Origin of the sequence: Roseinatronobacter alkalisoli, assembly GCF_028745735.1 — a bacterium.
Taxonomy (GTDB): Bacteria; Pseudomonadota; Alphaproteobacteria; order Rhodobacterales; family Rhodobacteraceae; genus Roseinatronobacter; species Roseinatronobacter alkalisoli.
This window is the reverse complement of sequence record NZ_JAQZSM010000115.1, coordinates 1-1253: the sequence shown is the minus strand read 5'-3', so window position 1 is coordinate 1253 and position 1253 is coordinate 1. Positions and strand designations below refer to the sequence as shown.

Annotated in this window: 2 protein-coding genes; both read right to left on the bottom strand. The window is 61.9% G+C overall.

Annotated elements, in window-relative coordinates; all coding sequences use genetic code 11:
• Positions 1-578, bottom strand: a 578-nt coding sequence (locus PUT78_RS23590; protein ID WP_274354648.1) for a tyrosine-type recombinase/integrase, incomplete at its 3' end; no start/stop codon positions are given.
• A complete protein-coding gene (locus PUT78_RS23585; RefSeq protein WP_274354647.1) occupies positions 575-1210 on the bottom strand; it encodes a GIY-YIG nuclease family protein in 636 nt (211 codons plus the stop codon). The genes PUT78_RS23585 and PUT78_RS23590, both read right to left, overlap by 4 nt.
• Between the last annotated feature and the right edge of the window lie 43 nt (positions 1211-1253).

Genomic DNA, 1253 nt, shown 5'->3' with positions numbered 1-1253 from the left:
CCGCCCTTCTCATGCAGCCGCACCCAGAGGCGGCGCTGCTGCGTATAGATGTCTTCGACCTTCATGCTGAGCGCCGCACCGATGCGGGCGAAAGAATAGACCATCAGCCCGATCAGCGCACGGTCGCGCAAGCCTCCTACGGTGGTGATGTCGATAGCGTCGAGCAGCTTGCGCGCCTCGGCAGGCTCCAGCACGGGCGTCCTGCCACGGCGCACCTTGTGCGACGGACCGCGTACTGATGCCGCCGGATTGACGGGCACGATCTGCCCCGTTACCAACCAGTCGAACAGGTGGCGGATCGCAGCCAGGCGCTGCTTGACAGTCGGCGTAGAAAGCGTCGCGGTCATTTGCTCGATATAGGTGGCGACATGCACCGGCTGCACCGCTGTCAGTGATGGGATGCCATGCAGCTCGCACCAGCGGAAGAAGTCGCCTGTAGCGCGAATATAGGCGCGGCGGGTGTTGGGGTTGCGGAGCGTCGCCGCGAAAAACTCGATGTAGCGCATGCGGGCTCGGTCATCGGCGGCGGTCAGCAGCGCGGGCAGGACAGGGTGCTGGCGGGTGGTAAGAGCAGTCATGGGCGCACACCTTGCATGTTCCATTCGGGACGGATCATGCGGATCAGCCCGGATTCAAGCCCGGCAGCGGTACTAACCGGCAGCCCGTTCCATTCCAGAGGCCCGGGAATGGCGATAAGCACCTGCACTGCTTTACCTTCAGCGAGAGACTTGGCGATTAGCCCTTTCACCCGCGCACTGGTGCGCTGACGAACATGCCCGCGCCTGTAATGCCCCATGCGGGTGCGCAGTCCGGTCTGCGTCAGGCCGATATAACGAATGCGATCTTCAGCAACGAACGCATATACACCCGCATCGTTCGGAGCGCGTGCGCTCAGCTCAAATTCACCTTCCGCCAGCGGCAGCCACTCCCCCAGCAACACGAAGCCGCGTTGCAACAGTAGCTCCGCCGGGACTGGCAGCGCCGCCTCCAGTTCGGCCTCGATGGCAACATTCGAACGCTCAAACCGGGCGGACTGCCTCAGACCCTCCGTAATGCCAGCATCTACGAGTACCTTGCGGACACGCTGATAACGAACATCGAGCAGCCTGGCGACTTCCGTACGGAGGTAACCGGCGCGGATCAGCGCACGGATTTTGTCGGATGTTGTCCGGCAATCGCGGATCACCTGGTCAGCTGGCTGTCGCTCCATATCGCCTCCCTCTACATATGATAAAGGACATTATCATATATAG